General features: G+C 62.7%; 20 protein-coding genes. 12 read left to right on the plus strand and 8 right to left on the minus strand.

The genetic code is table 11. The features are described from left to right. Positions 1–125: 125 nt before the first annotated feature. The 3 genes from K9B37_RS12090 to hemE are packed head-to-tail and all read right to left on the minus strand — an operon-like array spanning position 126 to position 2054. A complete protein-coding gene (locus K9B37_RS12090; RefSeq protein WP_224313342.1) occupies positions 126–542 on the minus strand; it encodes a hypothetical protein in 417 nt (138 codons plus the stop codon). Positions 543–571: 29 nt separating this feature from the next. Further along, positions 572–997 carry a protoporphyrinogen oxidase HemJ gene (gene hemJ / locus K9B37_RS12095; RefSeq protein WP_224313343.1) on the minus strand — a complete coding sequence of 142 codons (426 nt, stop codon included), beginning with the start codon at positions 995–997 and terminating at the stop codon, positions 572–574. A gap of 19 nt (positions 998–1016) precedes the next feature. Further along, positions 1017–2054: a uroporphyrinogen decarboxylase gene (gene hemE, locus K9B37_RS12100; protein ID WP_224313344.1), complete on the minus strand. Its 1038-nt coding sequence runs from the start codon at positions 2052–2054 to the stop codon at positions 1017–1019. 381 nt (positions 2055–2435) lie between these two features. Here hemE and K9B37_RS12105 point away from each other — a divergent pair, with 381 nt between their 5' ends. From K9B37_RS12105 to dnaQ, 5 genes are read left to right on the plus strand one after another with little or no spacing between them, the layout of a single operon-like run. Continuing rightward, on the plus strand, positions 2436–3266 hold the full coding sequence (locus K9B37_RS12105) for a pyruvate, water dikinase regulatory protein (protein WP_224313345.1): 831 nt from the start codon (positions 2436–2438) through the stop codon (positions 3264–3266). A 3-nt stretch (positions 3267–3269) separates the two neighbouring features. Next, on the plus strand, positions 3270–3887 hold the full coding sequence (locus tag K9B37_RS12110; protein WP_224313346.1) for a Maf family protein: 618 nt from the start codon (positions 3270–3272) through the stop codon (positions 3885–3887). 2 nt (positions 3888–3889) lie between these two features. Further along, complete coding sequence (locus K9B37_RS12115; RefSeq protein WP_224313347.1) at positions 3890–4741, plus strand: shikimate dehydrogenase; 852 nt, start codon at positions 3890–3892, stop codon at positions 4739–4741. Beyond that, positions 4741–5349, plus strand: a complete 609-nt coding sequence (coaE, locus tag K9B37_RS12120) for a dephospho-CoA kinase (RefSeq protein WP_224313539.1) — start codon at positions 4741–4743, stop codon at positions 5347–5349. Before K9B37_RS12115 ends, coaE begins: the two co-directional genes overlap by 1 nt. 22 nt (positions 5350–5371) lie before the next feature. Further along, entirely contained in the window at positions 5372–6088 is a 717-nt protein-coding gene (dnaQ, locus tag K9B37_RS12125) for a DNA polymerase III subunit epsilon (protein ID WP_224313348.1), read from the plus strand. Positions 6089–6130: 42 nt separating this feature from the next. Here the strand turns inward: dnaQ and secB are convergent, their stop codons facing one another. Continuing rightward, positions 6131–6631 (minus strand): protein-export chaperone SecB, encoded by a 501-nt coding sequence (secB, locus tag K9B37_RS12130; RefSeq protein WP_224313349.1) that lies wholly within the window; start codon positions 6629–6631, stop codon positions 6131–6133. 302 nt (positions 6632–6933) lie between these two features. On the opposite strand from secB, the gene K9B37_RS12135 reads away from it, so the two are divergent. Genes K9B37_RS12135 through K9B37_RS12150 form a run of 4 tightly spaced genes read left to right on the plus strand, consistent with a single transcriptional unit; the run spans position 6934 to position 9809 of the window. Then, positions 6934–7659 (plus strand): Tim44/TimA family putative adaptor protein, encoded by a 726-nt coding sequence (locus K9B37_RS12135; RefSeq protein ID WP_224313540.1) that lies wholly within the window; start codon positions 6934–6936, stop codon positions 7657–7659. Continuing rightward, positions 7656–8819, plus strand: a complete 1164-nt coding sequence (mltA, locus tag K9B37_RS12140; protein ID WP_224313350.1) for a murein transglycosylase A — start codon at positions 7656–7658, stop codon at positions 8817–8819. Before K9B37_RS12135 ends, mltA begins: the two co-directional genes overlap by 4 nt. Further along, on the plus strand, positions 8816–9376 hold the full coding sequence (locus K9B37_RS12145) for a Smr/MutS family protein (RefSeq protein ID WP_224313351.1): 561 nt from the start codon (positions 8816–8818) through the stop codon (positions 9374–9376). The genes mltA and K9B37_RS12145 overlap by 4 nt, the downstream gene beginning before the upstream one ends. A gap of 4 nt (positions 9377–9380) precedes the next feature. Then, positions 9381–9809: a helix-turn-helix domain-containing protein gene (locus K9B37_RS12150; RefSeq protein WP_224313352.1), complete on the plus strand. Its 429-nt coding sequence runs from the start codon at positions 9381–9383 to the stop codon at positions 9807–9809. 67 nt (positions 9810–9876) lie between these two features. Here the strand turns inward: K9B37_RS12150 and K9B37_RS12155 are convergent, their stop codons facing one another. After that, on the minus strand, positions 9877–10539 hold the full coding sequence (locus K9B37_RS12155; RefSeq protein WP_224313353.1) for a thermonuclease family protein: 663 nt from the start codon (positions 10537–10539) through the stop codon (positions 9877–9879). Between the two features lie 327 nt (positions 10540–10866). On the opposite strand from K9B37_RS12155, the gene K9B37_RS12160 reads away from it, so the two are divergent. Next, positions 10867–11331 (plus strand): NUDIX hydrolase, encoded by a 465-nt coding sequence (locus K9B37_RS12160; protein ID WP_224313354.1) that lies wholly within the window; start codon positions 10867–10869, stop codon positions 11329–11331. Positions 11332–11406: 75 nt separating this feature from the next. Here K9B37_RS12160 and K9B37_RS12165 read toward each other — a convergent pair whose 3' ends face one another. Further along, positions 11407–12270, minus strand: coding sequence for a DMT family transporter (locus K9B37_RS12165; protein ID WP_224313541.1), 864 nt, complete (start codon positions 12268–12270; stop codon positions 11407–11409). Between the two features lie 291 nt (positions 12271–12561). Between K9B37_RS12165 and K9B37_RS12170 the strand changes: the two genes are divergently transcribed. Beyond that, on the plus strand, positions 12562–13110 hold the full coding sequence (locus K9B37_RS12170; protein ID WP_224313355.1) for a GNAT family N-acetyltransferase: 549 nt from the start codon (positions 12562–12564) through the stop codon (positions 13108–13110). Here K9B37_RS12170 and K9B37_RS12175 read toward each other — a convergent pair. Continuing rightward, a complete protein-coding gene (locus tag K9B37_RS12175; RefSeq protein ID WP_224313356.1) occupies positions 13092–13652 on the minus strand; it encodes a 2'-5' RNA ligase family protein in 561 nt (186 codons plus the stop codon). The genes K9B37_RS12170 and K9B37_RS12175 overlap by 19 nt on opposite strands. 28 nt (positions 13653–13680) lie before the next feature. Continuing rightward, entirely contained in the window at positions 13681–14097 is a 417-nt protein-coding gene (locus K9B37_RS12180; protein ID WP_224313357.1) for a GNAT family N-acetyltransferase, read from the minus strand. Positions 14098–14271: 174 nt separating this feature from the next. Here K9B37_RS12180 and K9B37_RS12185 point away from each other — a divergent pair, with 174 nt between their 5' ends. Next, positions 14272–15273, plus strand: coding sequence for an adenosine kinase (locus tag K9B37_RS12185; RefSeq protein WP_224313358.1), 1002 nt, complete (start codon positions 14272–14274; stop codon positions 15271–15273). Positions 15274–15433: the final 160 nt, after the last annotated feature.

Genomic DNA, 15433 nt, shown 5'->3' on the forward strand with positions numbered 1-15433 from the left:
GTTCGACAGGGCCACCCAGTTCACGAACCGTGACTTGAAGAGCCTGAAGGCCCTGTGCGGCACTACCTGTCTTAAGGGGAAGAGGACTCTTATTTAGCGCTTTTCCAGCCGCGCCTCAAGCCCTCTCATGGCTTGTTCTGAAAATCAGAACCGTTTGGTGGCGTTGGTGACGAAGGAGTTGAGATCCCAAATTCAATCGTAAATGGTCTCTTCCCCATCATTCCTTTCCCTACCAGAACTTTACCGTCATAGAGGGCTGTAAACTCTGCCGCATGAGCATTTGAGCAAGCGAAGGATCCATTAAAAGTTTTATTCGTAAGGGCTAATACAAAGCCATAACATAAGACCTTATTTCCAATTCTTAATTGGAATTTTTCTGGATTATGAATCTCATCACTAAGAGTTATAACGCCATCGATTACTTCCTGCGGGCTTTTAATTTCTCCTTTGATAGGAAAATCCCGAACCTGGGCAGCCAGCGCAGTAGGAATGGCAACGATCAACACACTCCGTGCCAATACTCTCGAAAAGAGAGCTGCCATTCCTATAGATCTTACCACCACCTGAATTTCTAGAACGGTTTCACGATCACCAGGATCACGATTCCGATCATCAGCACCGTCGGGACCTCGTTGATCATGCGATAGAATTTCGCCGGCCGCACGTTCTTGTCGGCAGCGAAGACCTTGACGGTCTTCGAGAGGAAGCCGTGCACGCCGGACAGGATCAGGACGAGCAGGAACTTGGCGTGGAACCAGCCTGATGCGTACCAGCCGCCCTGCCAGACGAGGATCAGGCCGAGGACCCAGGTCGCGATCATCGCCGGGTTGATGATCGCCTTGAGAAGCCTCCGTTCCATGATCTTGAACGTCTCGGATTGGATCGACCCTTTCGGCGTCTCGCAATGATAGACGAAGAGGCGGGGCAGGTAGAGCATTCCGGCCATCCAGCTGATGACCGCGATCACGTGAAATGCCTTGATCCACAAATAGGCCATGTCGTCCGTCCTCGTTCGTTCAGGCGCCGCGCACGCGGGCGATGAGCTCAGCCACGTGATCGGTCGGAGTCTCGGGCAGGATCCCGTGACCGAGATTGAAGATATGCGGTCGCCCGCGCACGGCATGGAGGATGTGATCGATGCCGCGATGCAGGGCATCTCCTCCGGCGATCAGCGCCAGGGGATCGAGATTTCCCTGGGTCGCCACGTCGCCTGGGAGATCCGGGAGGACGAGGGCCGGATCGAGCGTCCAGTCGAGGGCGAGCGCATCGCCGACCCCCGCCGCCGCGAAGCGATGAAGATGGGCACCGCCACCGCGGACAAAGACGATGACCCGCGCATTCGGCCGCGCCTCTTTAAGACCTGTGACGATCCGCCGAATCGGATCGAGCGACAGCCGGTCGAAGAGCGCCGGCGGGAGGGCCGCTCCGAAGCTCTCGAAGAGCTGCACCGCTTCGGCCCCCGCATCGATCTGACGGATGAGATAGTCCGTCGAGGCCCGCACTAGGATGTCGATGAGCCGATCCATGAAGGCCGGATCGCGATAGGCGGTCAGCCGGGCCGGTGCCTGGTCCGGAGTTCCCTTGCCCGCGATCATGTAGCTCGCCACCGTCCAGGGCGCGCCGCAGAAGCCGAGGAGCGTGGTCTCGCGCGGCAGGGACTTGCTCAGGCGATCGAGCGTCTCGAAGACCGGATCGAGGCGAGACAGGGGAAGCTCGTCCGCCAGGCGCGACAGATCGGCAGCATTGCTGATCGGATCGAGCTTGGGTCCTTCGTTCTCGACGAAGCGCACGTCCTGGCCGAGGGCATGGGGAATGACCAGGATGTCGGAGAACAGGATGGCCGCATCGAAGCCGAACCGCCGGATCGGCTGAAGCGTCACTTCCTCGGCAAGCCTCGGCGTATAGCAGAGATCGAGGAAGGAGCCGGCCTGGCTTCGGGTCTCCCGGTATTCCGGCAGGTAGCGCCCTGCCTGGCGCATGATCCAGATCGGCAGCGGCCAGACCGGTTCGCCCTCGAGCACTCGCAGGATCGGTTTAGTGGGACGCTCGCTCACAAGCCCTCTCTCATCACTTAAATAAAAATTCTTAGAATCGAGAATCTGTTGTTTCTCTTGGGCCGTGAATCGCAAAGCCGCAAGTCCGTCCACAGATGGTCCACATACGGCTTCGCGTTAACGATCCGTTTACGAGTAGGACGGCGCCGCCACAATCCTTTCCGAATTCTTAAAGCTTAACAAATCCCTAACGTGATCGGCGAGGTACGAGGCACGGTCGGAAGGAGTGATTCGTGCCGGATTCTCCCAGAAGTCCGATTCCTGAATCGCACACGGACCGGCGCTGTTGATGAAAGAGCCAATGACTCACAGGCCCTCGGCCTGGACCTTCAGGATCAGGCAAACTATCCACAGTGATCGACTCCTTATCCGGAGGGTCCTGTGGGACGTAGCTATTTCCACCTTCATCTCGTCTCCGACTCCACCGGCGAGACGCTGATCACCGTCGCCCGTGCGGCGGTGGCGCAATACGAGGGCATTGCGGCGATCGAGCACGTCTATCCGCTGGTGCGTTCCAACACGCAGCTGGAGCGGGTTCTGTCGGAGATCGAAGCTGCTCCCGGCATCGTCCTCTATACCCTCGTGGAGCAGGACCTCGCTGGCCGCCTCGAGGAGGTTTGTCGTGCAACGGGCTCGCCGCATCTCTCTGTGTTGGCGCCTGTTCACGCGCTTCTGTCTTCCTATCTCGGGGCCCATTCCACTGCCCGGCCCGGGGCGCAGCACATGTTGAATGCGGAATATTTCAAACGCATCGACGCCATGAACTTCACCCTCCTCCACGATGACGGGCACCTCCCGCACGATCTGGAGGAGGCGGACGTAATTCTGCTCGGCGTCAGCCGCACCTCGAAGACTCCGACGGCGGTGTATCTGGCCAATCGCGGCGTGAAGACCGCCAACGTGCCGCTCGTGCCCGGCGTCCCTCCCCCGGCGGTGCTGGAGACGACCCGCAGGCCGCTGATCGTCGGTCTCGTGGCGACGCCGGAGCGCATCGTGCAGATCCGGCAGAACCGGCTTCTCAGCCTGAATGCCGACGACGACACGGCCTATGTGGATCGCGATGCGGTTGCCGAGGAGATCGCTGCTTCCCGACGTCTCTTCGCCCGGCACAATTGGCCGGTGATCGACGTGACGCGCCGCTCGATCGAGGAGACCGCGGCGGCGATCCTCGATCTTTATCGCGATCACCGCCTCCGTTTCATCGTGGAATAGGCCATGGCATCGGTCTGGACAGGAGACGCTCCGCTCCTCCTCGCATCCACGAGCCGGACGCGGCTGACCCTTCTGGTCAGCGCCGGTCTTCCCGTGGAGACGCAGAGCCCCGAGGTGGATGAACGGGCCGTCGAGGAAGCGGCCCGTATCGAGGCGTTGCCGCCGCCAGGCCTCGCCCAGCGGCTCGCCGCCAAAAAGGCTCTTGCCGTCAGCCGGCGGAATCCGGATCGCCTCGTGCTCGGCGCGGACCAGATTCTGGATTGCGAGGGTGAAGTCTTCCATAAGCCGGCCGATCGGGACGCGGCATACCTTCATCTCATGCGCTTGTCCGGCAAGACTCATGCACTCCACTCCGCTGCGGTGCTGGCCCGGAACGGAGAGATCGTCGATACCATCGGCGACTGCGCACGCCTCGCTATGCGTCCTTTAGACGGACGCGCCATCGCCCGCTATCTCGACCTCGCAGGTCCGGAGGTATGGCTGAGCGTCGGCGCCTACCAGCTCGAAGGTCTCGGGATTCACCTTTTCGAAGAGGTCGAGGGTGATCATTCGACCATTCTGGGGCTGCCCCTTCTCCCCCTCCTCGCCGCCCTGCGCCGGCAGGGCCATCTGTCTTTCTGAGGATGCATGTGATGACCAAGGCCTTCATCGTCGGACATCCGATCAAGCATTCGCGTTCGCCGCTGATCCATGGTCACTGGCTCGAGCGTCATGGCCGTGAAGGGTCGTATGAGCGCCTCGACATCACCCCTGCCGATTTCCCGGATTTCGTCAGGACCTTCGCCGCGCGTGGCTTTGCCGGTGGAAATGTCACGATCCCGCATAAGGAAGCGGCCTATCTGGCGGTCGATCGGCGGACGGAGCGTGCCGAAAGACTTAAAGCTGTCAACACGTTATGGGTCGAGAATGGACTCGTCTGGGGCGACAATACGGATGTTTTGGGCTTCATGGCGCATCTCGACCAAAGCTTGGGACAAGACTGGGAACAGGCTGTGGACACGGCCTTCGTTGTGGGTGCCGGCGGAGCGGCCCGGGCGATCGTCGCCGGACTTCAGGACCGGCCGATCCGCCGGATCGTCGTGACGAACCGCACCGCCGCCAAGACGGAGGAGCTGATCCGGGATTTCGCCGGCGGAACCGTCCAGCTCGAAAGCATTCCCTGGGAGAAGCGTGAAGAGGCGGTCGCTGTCGCGGATCTCATCGTCAACACCACGTCCCTCGGCATGGCCGGTCAGCCTCCTCTCGAACTCGATCTCGCGCGGGCCCGTCAGGGAGCGGCGGTGGCCGACATCGTCTATGTGCCTCTCAAGACGCCCCTTCTGGCTGCGGCCGAGGCCCGGGGCCTGCGCATCGTCGATGGGCTCGGCATGCTGCTGCACCAGGCGGTTCCGGGATTTGCCCGCTGGTTCGGTGTCACTCCCACGGTCACCCCCGACCTCAGAGCCATCGTCCTGGCCGATATCGGGGAGACATGATGACCTTCGTGCTCGGGCTGACGGGTTCCATCGGTATGGGGAAATCCGCGACGGCCGCCCTCTTCCGGCGCCTCGGCGTACCGGTGCACGACGCCGATGCCGCCGTCCATGCCCTCTACCGGGGCCGCGCCGCGCCGCTGATCGAGAAGGCCTTTCCCGGCACATCTGTCGACGGGATCGTTGACCGATCGCGCCTCGGAGCGGCGGTTTTCGACGATCCTGCCCGGATGAAGGCGCTCGAAGCCATTGTCCATCCGCTGGTGCGCGAGGAGGAGGAAGCGTTCATGCATCGCATCTCTCCCCTCGCGCCGGTGGCGGTGCTCGATATTCCCCTGTTGTTCGAGACCGGCGGCGAGGCGCGCTGCGACGCGGTTCTGGTGGTCACGGCTCCCGCTGCCGTCCAGCGCGAACGGGTCCTGGCCCGGCCCGGAATGACGCCGGAAAAGCTTGACGCCATCCTGACAAAGCAGATGCCGGATTCCGAAAAGCGGGCAAAAGCCCATTTCCTTGTTGATACGGGTCGCGGCTTCCCTTCGGCCCAGGCCCAGGTCGAGGCTATCTTGGCCTGTCTCGCCAATCGGCCGGGGCGGCTTGCCAGGACATTATAAATCCCTTCGGAGCAGTGAAGACATGCGTGAGATCGTTCTCGACACGGAAACCACCGGTACCGAGCACGCCAAGGGCGACCGGGTCGTCGAGATCGGCTGCGTCGAGCTCTTCAATCACATCCCGACCGGGCGTTCCTTCCACGTCTACATCAATCCCGAGCGCGCCATGTCGGAAGGCGCCTATGCGGTGCACGGGCTGAGCGACGCCTTTTTGAGCGACAAGCCGGTCTTCGCCGCGATCGCGCGGGATTTCATGGATTTCGTTGCCGACGGACGCTTGGTAATCCACAACGCCGCCTTCGACGTGGGCTTCCTCAATGCCGAACTGGCGCGCACCGGCCACAAGCCCTTCGTCCTCGCGGACGCCGTCGACACGCTCGCGCTCGCCCGGCGCAAGCATCCCGGCGCCGCCAATAATCTCGACGCTCTCTGCACCCGCTATGGAATCGACAATTCCAAGCGCACCAAGCACGGGGCGCTCCTGGACGCGGAGATTCTGGCCGAGGTCTATATCGAGCTGATCGGCGGCAAGCAGGTCGGGTTCGATCTCGACATTCAGCCCATGGGCGGCCTTGGCCGCGGGGCCCGTATGGGAACGGCCGCACCCCGGGAGGTGCGGCCGCGAACCATGATCACGCGTCTGACCGATGCCGAACGGGCGGCCCACGAGGCCTTCATCCAGACCCTCGGGGGCACGCCTCTGTGGCGGGAGTATCTGGGCGAGACCCTGTCGGAATAGGCGCGAGAAGAAATCCTTTCCCGAGGAAAGTACTGCCTTTCGTTAGGAAAGAACCTGACCGCTAGCCTGGCCCTGAGCGGCCTGAACTTCCGCCGCGCGCTGGCGATAGAGCTGCACGAAATCGATCGGGTCGATATAGAGAGGCGGGAAGCCGCCGTTGCGCACTGCCTCGGCGACGATCTGCCGGGCGAACGGGAAGAGCAGGCGCGGGCATTCGATCATCACGACGGGATGGATCTGGTCCTGCGGGATGTTCTGCACGCGGAAGACGCCGGAATAGGTGAGTTCGAAGGCAAACAGCACTTCCTTGCCGCCGATCTTGGCATCGCCCTCGAGGGTGAGATCGACCTCGAAATCCGCATCCGCCAGCTGCTTGGCGTTCACGTTGACCTGAAGGTTGATCTGCGGTCCCTCGTTGTGCGGCTGCAGGGAGCGGGGTGCGTTGGGGTTCTCGAAGGAGAAATCCTTGCAGTACTGGGCGAGCGCGTTCAGGGAGGGCATGCTGCCGTCCTGCGCTCCGTTGTTTGCCGGGTTGTCGGCCATGTCGTGATGCTCCCAAGAGAAGAGAAGGCGAAGTTGTAGAAGAGAAGGCAAAATTGTCGGTTGAGCCCGCGGAGGCGCCTCGGCGACGCACGATTTCCGGCAACGGGCCGTGCTCCGCGCTACCATGCTTCCCCCTCACGAACAAGTTTGCGTTGTTTCGCATCGCTTGTCGCATCGGGAGGTGGATGTTACGACCGATGAACCCCATATGCGGTGGATCGCCCCGCCGCGTGACGGGGATCCCGCTCGGCATGAAAAGCTGGGCTGACAGGCGAGACAGGGCAGGCCGGTACGGATCGACGATGCAGGATTCCTTCGACATCACGACCCTCATTTTCATTGTGCTCGCAGTTTTCGTCGTCTGGAAGCTGCGATCGGTGCTGGGCCAGAAGACCGGCAGCGAGCAACCGCCGTTCGATCCCCTCGCCCGCCGCGATGCGCCGCCCCTGCGGCCCGGCGCGCCCAGGCCGGAGCAGGACAACAACGTGGTGCGCCTCCCGGGTGCCAACGGCGCCAAGCCCGAGCCGGCCGCGCCGCCGGCCGAGCGCTGGAAGGAATATGCGGAACCCGGCACCCCGATGGCGAACAGCCTCGACGAGATTGCCCGCTCCGAGCCGAGCTTCGATGCCGGTTCCTTCCTTGAAGGTGGCAAGGCCGCCTATGAGATGATCGTCACGGCTTTTGCCCAAGGCGACCGCAAGACCCTCAAGGACCTTTTGTCCCGCGATGTCTATGAAGGCTTCGAGCGGGCCATTACCGAGCGCGAGCGTCGCGGCGAGAAGGTGGAAACCACCTTCGTGTCCATCGACAAGGCCGAGATGGCCGGCGCCGAGGTCCAGGGCCGGACGGCGCAGATCGTTGTTCGGTTCCTGTCCAAGCTCATCACCGCCACCCGCGACGCCTCCGGCGCCGTGGTCGATGGCAGCCCGGATACGGTGGTCGACGTGACCGATGTCTGGACCTTCTCGCGCCCCCTTGGAAGCCGCGACCCCAACTGGCAGCTCATCGCCACCGAAGCGGGGCAATGAGGCATGCCAGACTCGTCGGCCTCGCCCTCTGGATCCTGACCATGGCCGCCCCGGAGGCTGCGCCTCTCGCCGGCAAGGCACGGCTGGAGCCGATGGCCTTCGCCGATCTCGCCGGTTGGGCGGCGGATGATCACCATGCCGCCTTCGCGGCCTTCCGCCGCTCCTGCGAGGCCCTTATGGCGCAAGCTTCCGAGCTGCGTCCGGCACAGAAGCCGCAATCCAGCCTTCTGGCTGTTTGCCGCAAGGCCCTTTCGGCCGGGACGCTTGCGGGCGATCAGGCGCGGGCCTTCTTCGAGACGCATTTCAGTCCCGTCGCCGTCACGCCGGCGACGGGCGACGGCTTCCTCACCGGTTATTACGAGCCCGAATTCCAGGGATCGCGGACGAAGGATACGACCTACACGGTGCCGCTCCTGGCCCGGCCCGATGATCTCGTCACGATCGCGCAGGGGGAGACCCTTCCCGGCATCGATCCGGGCCTTCAGGCGGCCCGGCGGACCTCGAGCGGCGGCTATGAGCCCTATCCCGACCGGGCCGCCATTGAGGATGGTGCGCTCGGACCTCTCGCGCGGCCCATCGTGTATCTGCGTGAGCCCGGTGAAGCTTTCATCATCCATGTCCAGGGCTCGGCGCGAATCCGCCTGACGGACGGCTCCTTTCTGCGTGTGGCCTATGCGGGGCGCAACGGCCGTCCCTACACCTCCATCGGCCGCCTGCTGGTCCAGCAGGGCGAGATGGATCTCGAGACCATGACCCTCGCAAAGCTCATGGGCTGGCTCAAGGACCATCCCGAGGCGGCGCGCGGACTCATGCGGCAAAACCGGTCCTACATTTTCTTCCGGGAGGCGACGGAACTTGCGCCCGAGGATGGCCCGATCGGCGGCGCGGGAATTCCGCTGACGCCGGGCCGCAGCCTCGCGGTCGACCGGTCGCTCTGGTCTTATGGTCTTCCGATCTGGATCGACGGCACCCTGCCTTTCGCCCTCGACCGCTCGGAACCGCTCCGGCGCCTCATGATCGCACAGGATACTGGCTCGGCCATCGTGGGGCCGGCGCGGGGCGATTTCTTCACCGGGAGCGGCGAGGAGGCCGGAACCCAGGCCGGTCTGATGCGCCATCCCGTCCGCTTCGTGGTCCTGCAGCCGAAATCGTCCTCATGACCCGGCGTCGCCGCTCCCGCCAGCTCAACGACGAGGAGCGTCGGCTCTGGGCCCATGTCGTCCGGGGCATCGCTCCCATGAAGGGCAAAATGCTGCCCGAACTGATCGAAGAAGCGGAGATTTCTTCCGATCCTCGACCGGAACCCGCCTCCCCGGCCTCGGCGGCTCCCTCACCCCTTGTCCACAAGCCCGCGCTTCCACCGCTCGCCCCCGTCGAGCGCAAGACGCTGCAGGCTCTGCGCCGGGGCACGCGGGTGGTGGACGGCATCATCGATCTGCATGGCATGCGCCAGGACGAGGCCCATGCGGCGCTGCTGCGCTTTCTCTATCGCGCCCAGAATTCCGGTTATTCGCTGGTGCTCGTGATCACGGGAAAAGGAGGCGCGGCCACCGGCGGATTGTTCGACGAGCGGGGGGTGCTCCGGCGCATGGTGCCGCACTGGCTGCGGCTTCCGGACGTGCGATCTCTTGTGGTTGGCTTCGAGGAGGCCTCTCCCCAACATGGCGGATCCGGTGCACTCTACATCAGGCTTCGCCGCCGGCGAGGCGCAGGATGAACGGATGACCCCTTTCGGTGAACGGGTGCGGCGGCTTCGCCGCGAGCGCGGATTGATGTTGAAGGACATGGCCGCGCATCTGGGCGTGTCGAGCGCCTATCTATCGGCTCTGGAGCGCGGCGAGCGTGGCAAGCCCACCTGGACGCTGATCCAGGGCGTCCTGCAATATTTCAACATCATCTGGGACGAGGCCGATGAGCTGGCGCGCCTCGCGGACCTGTCCGAGCCTCGGGTGAAGGTGGACACCTCCGGCACCGACCCCAAGACGACCCTGCTGGCAAACCGGCTGGCACGGGAAATCCGCGGTCTGTCCGAGAACGACCTGGAGAACATCCTCGCGATTCTCGATCGGGCGCAGGAGAGGGAGCGGCGGACAGGCGTTGCCGTTCGGACGCCGCAGGACGCTGCCTACGATTCCTCGTCGGGGGCTTGAGGTTTCGAAGACCGGAAAACGGAGATCACTTCGCGGCGGTTCTGTTTCGTAAGGTCCGTTATCGGAATCATGGCCGGAGGCGCTGGAGAGGATCGACAGCGGGCTTCTCGGCTTGGTTATCGTTCCGATATTCATCTGGCGGAGTAAAGCTTCCCGCCCATAGGCCACGCTTTTCGGCGCGCGCTGAGGCTTCAGCCTCAAGATGGTATTTGTGCGCATCTTTGCCTGCGACTGCATAGCCGTCTCGAAGCATCTGTTGGTTCAAGATAAACGCACCATTCAGACATTCGGCAGAGAGCGGTGCCGGAGCGTCCTTGTTTAAGCCTACCGGAATGCATTTAATGGTTTGGTTTTCCACCCATTGGGAGAGGGCGCGGATTGCGTATTGGCCACATGAGTAGGTCTGGCCCGCCTCGTTCGTACAGGTCTGCGTCGGCTCTGGCGCGTCAACACCTAAAAGATGAATACGGATTCCGTTGATCTCGATGGTGCGGCCGTCGATCACGGTCGCTTTGCCTCGGATCGTGTTGGCCCGCAGCTTCTGAACAAATGGGTCGGAAGCCATCTGCCGCTCCTGCTCCTCAACTGATTTCCGCCACAGGTCATTGCCCTGCGCGGCAGCTGTGGTCGAGGAAAACACCAGGAGTGCTAGGACCACATGACGCCGGAGCATTACCAGTGCTGCCTTCTGAAGAGGAGAGAGGTTGAGGAGATAGTGGATGTCTATCATGTCTTTATGGAAATCTATCCCTATTTCCAGATCCTAGATGCAAGTGGGCTTCTCCATACCAGCCCTGCTGGACAGCTGTTGTGCTGCCGATCTTGAAGGGCCCGTTTGATCAAAAATGTTTAGGCGTACTCTCAAGTAATCACTTGACCACAGAGGTTCTTGCAAGAGTCATTTAGACTTACACTATACTTATTTCTGGCCATCAGGAGGGCAGAAGCCTTACGAATACGCTGGAATGCACCATTATCCGGTTCCATAAAGGAGCTTACCGGAAATTAGCTTCATTGTTTGGGTATCTGCCGCTCCTCCCATGGTAGAGAGATCCGCATGCGCCGCCGCCCCTCAGCCAGATTGCTTCTGCTTGACCCTTTAGGGAGAGTCCTTCTGTTTCGCTTTTCCCATCAACGGGGCCCTCTTGCGGGACAAACATATTGGGCCACGCCTGGGGGCGGGGTCGAAGAGGGTGAGACGTTCGAAGAAGCTGCTATCAGGGAACTCGGAGAGGAAACCGGCCTGCATGTGGACGTCATCGGGCCGGAGGCCGGACGGCAGGAGTTCGTGCTGCAGCTGCCGGACGGAGAATATGTGATCGCTGAAGAACGCTTCTTCTTCGTCCGGACCGAGAACACAGCCCTCACCCGTGATAGCTGGACAGCTTTAGAGCGGGAGATCATGACCGATCACCGCTGGTGGTCCACAGACGAGTTGGCTTGCACGTCTGATACCGTCTGGCCCGCCGACCTTGCCACGATGCTGGCTGCGGCTCCCACTCGGTCCAAGCCACGAGCGTAGCTGCCGGCGCGCAGTTTCATAAAGGCACCTATCGAAACGACGAACCTCGCATTCGCGCCCGCTTAGCGCCATTCCTTAAACAGCTTGGTCAACCTTCCTGCGGTTGGTCATCGTCAGAGCAAGGCCTCCCAGAACCAGGATCACACCGACGGCGAAGAGCGTCCCCATCCGGTCGCCGAAGATCGCCGCCGATGCGGCGACGCCGACCACCGGCTGAAGGTACTGAACGCTCGCCGCAATCCCGGCCGGGAAGGTGCGCAGCAGGTGCAGCCACAGGAACAAGCCCGCGACGCTCACCACGAAGCCGAGATAGATCGCGGCTCCCATGGCCGGAGCCGTGATGTGGATCGGAACGAGCCGCATTTCCCAACCCGCCCAGGGCAGCAGCGCGATAAAGCCGAACAGGGTGCTCCAGGCTGCTATGGTGGCGGTGCCGTATTCGTGGGTGAGTTCGACGCTCCACACGTAGTAGAACGCGATGGTCAGCGCGGAGAGCAACATGAGTCCGGCGCCGACCACGCTGGTTTGGAGCACGGCGCTCGTCTCGTTCTCATTTCCCAACGCGACCAGCGCAATACCGGCGAATGCCGCCAGCAATCCCAGTTTCTGCCGGCCCGATACGGATTGCTTGAGGCGGAGCGCCGCGAACACCACGACGAAGATCGGAATCGTGGCCGAGATGATGGTGCCGACCGAAGCCGATGTGCCGGCGACGCCGAAGGCCTGGGCAATCTGACCTATGCCGATGCCCAGCACTCCGAGCGCGGCAACGCGCGGCAGGGCCCGCCTCGGCAGCCGTTGCTTGCCGATCGTGAAGAACAGCAGCAACGGCACGGCGATGGCGAAACGCAGTGCGGTCAGCGTCAACGGAGGCAGCGACAGAAGACCGAACTTCGTCACCGGGATCGAGAGTCCCCACATGAGAGCGAGCAGCAGCATCGCCGCGATGCTGCGCATGGAGACGGCCGCGTCGCGGTGTGTGACGTGAGAAGGGGAAGGTTCGGAACGGGTGCCCGCCGGATTTTGGCTCGACATGAACAGGTCTGCAGAAAAACGAAGAGGCGCCGTCACGGTGGTCGCCCCGACATGCTAGGACGGGCGCTGCTTGCTGACAAACCCTTTGTCCGCGCAGCATCGAGAGTCCAATTCACGCATGATGTCGCCGCGGCCCAAGCGCAAACGGTCCGCTTCTCCCTTGCTGCGGCCCGAGCCTTCGGAGAAGAATGGCGCATGTCAGGAACAACACTCACACCACAACCCGTCATTTGCACCGAACGCCTCGTCCTGCGGCGGCCCCGATTGGATGACGCCCAAGCCATCTTTGAGGGATATGCGAGCCGTGCCGACGTCGTGCGGTACCTGAGATGGAGACCTCATGAATCCGTGGAGGATACCCGCCAGTTTCTCAGATTTGTCGGAGCCGCGTGGGACAGGGGCGACGAGTTCTCATACGCGATCTGTCTTGCGCAGGAGGACGCGCCGATCGGCATGATCGGAATCCATCCGGCCGGGACGCGGGTGGTTTTCGGCTACGTCATCGGCCCCTCGCACTGGGGCCAAGGCTATACGGCCGAAGCCCTCTCGGTCCTTGTGGAATGGTCTCTTGCTCAAGAAGGCATCTGGCGGGCCGGCGCGTATTGCGACATCGAGAACCCCGCCTCGGGCCGGGTGATGGAGAAGGCGGGAATGACCTACGAGGGCATCCTGAAGCGCTGGAGCGTGCATCCGAATGTCGCGCAGGAGCCGCGGGATTGCCTGTCCTATTCCAAGGTTCGTTGAGCCGGAGCCTTTCCGCTTCCCGGAAGAACATGCTCCTCGAGCACGGAGACGGGCGGGAAGGTTACGCAGTCGGCGACGTCGAAGAGCACATCGAACGGTTCAATGGGTTGGGTCGTGAAGGCGATGGCCTCGGCCCGATGATCCTTCCTGATCTTGGTTCCAAGGGTGCAATGGGGAATCCAAGCGCCCGGCCGGTAATGCGGATGGCAGTTTGCAGGATCGATGGAGTCGTGAACCCGCGCATGCAGCTGGGCCAAGGCCGCAGAGGGTGAAGGGTCGGCCCAGAGGACCAGGGGATCGCCCTCGAAGACGCGCAGGCGTGTGAAGGTCAGGCGCAAGGCCGGGATGCCTTCGACGGCCCTCAGGAGGGCCATTTTCAGCAGCTCTGGAGCGATTTTCTGATAGACCGCCAGCGTGATGTGCGGCGCATAGTCGAGGGCCACCATCGATGGCGTCCCCTCGAAGAGAGCCACCCGATCCCATAACGCTCTGATGGGATCGGCGGTGTGGTTCACGGCCTTAAGGCTGATCGCATACGTCATCAGGTTCCATGCGATGCTTGCGGAACATCTAGCCCCATCGTTTGGCCATCCAGACGCGATCATGACCTGGAGGACGATCCTTCAGACGGCCGATCTCGGCATAGCCTTGCTTCTGATAAAACCCAATCGCCTGAAATGTCGATGTTGTCAGTTGCGAGCCGATCGCGCCATGCACACGGGCCGCCTCCTCAGCCGAATGCAGCAGGCGGGCGCCGCAGCCCTGGCCACGCAAAGCCTCATCCACCCAGAAGTGATCGACCTGCAGCCAGCAAAGGGCGACGTTTCCCCGGATCCCTCCGCGCACCTGCTTGTTCTCGTCGCGCATGAGCAGGGTCAGAGGAACACGCGGCAAGTTGCCTGTTTGCGCGATCATGTGAGCCCGCAGACCGGCCGTGACGTCATCTGCGCCAGGGGGATCGGCCTCCTCAAATACCTCGATCTGCATGTTCGCTCATTCCATGACCTGCCATAGGCAAATCATGCCATGATCTTGCCGGTCAACGAGTCTGCGTTCTTCCGTCCGGCAGAGCCCAAATATCCCACGCAAACGCCCCTGCCCTTGACCGCCGCGGCGCCGGATGCGAAAGCGCCCCGTTCTCATCAGGTGCAACGGTTTTTCATGTCCTCATCCCGCATCGACGTGCTCACCCTCGGCAACGCCATCGTTGACGTGCTCGCCCACACGGACGAGGCCTTCCTCGTCAAGAAGAAGGTCCACAAAGGCGCCATGCAGCTCATCGACGAGGCGCGGGCGGAAGAGCTCTTCGGCGATATGGGGCCGGCCATCGTGGTGTCGGGCGGTTCCGCCGCCAATACCGCCGCCGGTGTCGCGTCCCTCGGGGTAAAGGCCGGCTTCATCGGCAAGGTGAAGAACGACGAGACGGGCCGCCATTTCGCTCACGATCTCAAGGCCATCGACGTCCATTACGACGTTGCCTTCGCGGAGGACGGTCCAGCCACCGCCCGCAGCTTCATCTTGGTGACGCCGGACGGCGAGCGCACCATGAACACCTATCTCGGCGCCTGCCAGAACCTGACGCCGGACGACATCAAGCCGGAGACCGTCCAGGCGTCTTCTTACGTCTATCTCGAAGGCTATCTCTGGGATCCGCCGGCCGCGAAGGAAGCCTTCCGCAAGGCGGTGAAGCTCGCCCACGCAGCCGGCAACAAGGTGGCTCTGACCCTCTCCGACGCCTTCTGCGTCGACCGCTATCGGGACGAGTTCCTCGGCCTCATGCGCGATGGCAGCCTCGATATCCTGTTCGCCAACATCCATGAGCTCCAGAGCCTCTACGGCACCTCGGATGCCGGCTCCGCCCTGGCGGCTTTGCGGGAAGAGAAGGTTCTCGGCGTCGTGACCCGTTCGGCGGAGGGCGCGATGGTGGTGAGTCGCGGTGCGACCCAGGCCGTTCCGGCCTTCCCGGTCGAGAAGGTGATCGACACTACCGGCGCCGGCGATCTCTTCGCCGCCGGTTTCCTCGCAGGCCTTGCGAAGAATCTCGATCTCGTGGATTGCGCCCGCCTCGGCGGGCTCGCCGCCGCCGAGATCATCAGCCATCTGGGCGCCCGGCCCCAGGTGAATCTACGCGAGCTGGCGCAGCAGGAAGGGCTGTTGGGATAAAGCAATCCCCGTCATTCCGGGGCCGCGTCAGCGGAGCCCGGAACCCATAAACACCCAAAGTCCTGAACGGAACGCAACCGAAGCCACGGCGTATTATCCTGCAACGGTAGCGGCTATGGGTTCCGGGCCCAGCGCTCCGCGCTGTCCCGGAATGACAGCA

This window comes from Microvirga puerhi (assembly GCF_020089865.1).
GTDB lineage: Bacteria > Pseudomonadota > Alphaproteobacteria > Rhizobiales > Beijerinckiaceae > Microvirga > Microvirga puerhi.

Excerpts from the sequence above, each read along its gene's own strand:
- K9B37_RS12155 (WP_224313353.1), bottom strand. The coding sequence starts at position 10,539 with ATGATAGACATCCACTATCTCCTCAACCTCTCTCCTCTTCAGAAGGCA.
- coaE (WP_224313539.1), top strand. The coding sequence starts at position 4,741 with ATGACCTTCGTGCTCGGGCTGACGGGTTCCATCGGTATGGGGAAATCC.
- dnaQ (WP_224313348.1), top strand. The coding sequence starts at position 5,372 with ATGCGTGAGATCGTTCTCGACACGGAAACCACCGGTACCGAGCACGCC.
- K9B37_RS12150 (WP_224313352.1), top strand. The coding sequence starts at position 9,381 with ATGACCCCTTTCGGTGAACGGGTGCGGCGGCTTCGCCGCGAGCGCGGA.
- K9B37_RS12135 (WP_224313540.1), top strand. The coding sequence starts at position 6,934 with ATGCAGGATTCCTTCGACATCACGACCCTCATTTTCATTGTGCTCGCA.
- K9B37_RS12170 (WP_224313355.1), top strand. The coding sequence starts at position 12,562 with ATGTCAGGAACAACACTCACACCACAACCCGTCATTTGCACCGAACGC.
- K9B37_RS12185 (WP_224313358.1), top strand. The coding sequence starts at position 14,272 with ATGTCCTCATCCCGCATCGACGTGCTCACCCTCGGCAACGCCATCGTT.
- K9B37_RS12110 (WP_224313346.1), top strand. The coding sequence starts at position 3,270 with ATGGCATCGGTCTGGACAGGAGACGCTCCGCTCCTCCTCGCATCCACG.
- K9B37_RS12145 (WP_224313351.1), top strand. The coding sequence starts at position 8,816 with ATGACCCGGCGTCGCCGCTCCCGCCAGCTCAACGACGAGGAGCGTCGG.
- mltA (WP_224313350.1), top strand. The coding sequence starts at position 7,656 with ATGAGGCATGCCAGACTCGTCGGCCTCGCCCTCTGGATCCTGACCATG.
- K9B37_RS12175 (WP_224313356.1), bottom strand. The coding sequence starts at position 13,652 with ATGACGTATGCGATCAGCCTTAAGGCCGTGAACCACACCGCCGATCCC.
- secB (WP_224313349.1), bottom strand. The coding sequence starts at position 6,631 with ATGGCCGACAACCCGGCAAACAACGGAGCGCAGGACGGCAGCATGCCC.
- K9B37_RS12165 (WP_224313541.1), bottom strand. The coding sequence starts at position 12,270 with ATGCTGCTGCTCGCTCTCATGTGGGGACTCTCGATCCCGGTGACGAAG.
- K9B37_RS12090 (WP_224313342.1), bottom strand. The coding sequence starts at position 542 with ATGGCAGCTCTCTTTTCGAGAGTATTGGCACGGAGTGTGTTGATCGTT.
- K9B37_RS12115 (WP_224313347.1), top strand. The coding sequence starts at position 3,890 with ATGCATGTGATGACCAAGGCCTTCATCGTCGGACATCCGATCAAGCAT.
- hemJ (WP_224313343.1), bottom strand. The coding sequence starts at position 997 with ATGGCCTATTTGTGGATCAAGGCATTTCACGTGATCGCGGTCATCAGC.
- K9B37_RS12180 (WP_224313357.1), bottom strand. The coding sequence starts at position 14,097 with ATGCAGATCGAGGTATTTGAGGAGGCCGATCCCCCTGGCGCAGATGAC.
- K9B37_RS12160 (WP_224313354.1), top strand. The coding sequence starts at position 10,867 with ATGCGCCGCCGCCCCTCAGCCAGATTGCTTCTGCTTGACCCTTTAGGG.